Genomic DNA, 361 nt, shown 5'->3' with positions numbered 1-361 from the left:
ACCTGCGGGAACCAGTACTGCATACAGAACCCGGCGGCGGTAAAGCTCGACCCGAGCGCCACCGTCCAGGTAAGCCAGTAAAGCCACGCCACGGTATAGCCTGTTGCCGGGCCAAGATAGCGGGCGGCATAGACGTGAAACGCGCCGGTTTCCGGCATCGCAACGGAAAGTTCGCCCAGACACTGCATCACCAGCCAGACCACCAGCGCGCCAATCAGGTACGCCAGCAGCGTTCCCGCGGCCCCGGTCGTTGAAATGATATAGCCAGTATTGAAGAATAGCCCTGTCCCAATGACCCCACCCAGCGAGAGCATAATCAGGTGGCGTGTTTTCATGGTGCGCTTAAGCTGCCCATTTTCTT

The 361-nt window shown here is 59.0% G+C and carries 1 protein-coding gene; it reads right to left on the bottom strand.

The window, feature by feature from the left end; genetic code table 11:
- On the bottom strand, positions 1 to 335 hold a 335-nt coding region (locus tag CSV68_RS17015; protein ID WP_199175066.1), incomplete at its 3' end, for an amino acid permease.
- Positions 336 to 361 lie beyond the last annotated feature (26 nt).

It is taken from the genome of Sporosarcina sp. P29 (assembly GCF_002743265.1).
In the GTDB taxonomy this organism is placed as follows: Bacteria; Bacillota; Bacilli; order Bacillales_A; family Planococcaceae; genus Sporosarcina.
This window is presented reverse-complemented; position numbering and strand designations above follow the sequence as displayed.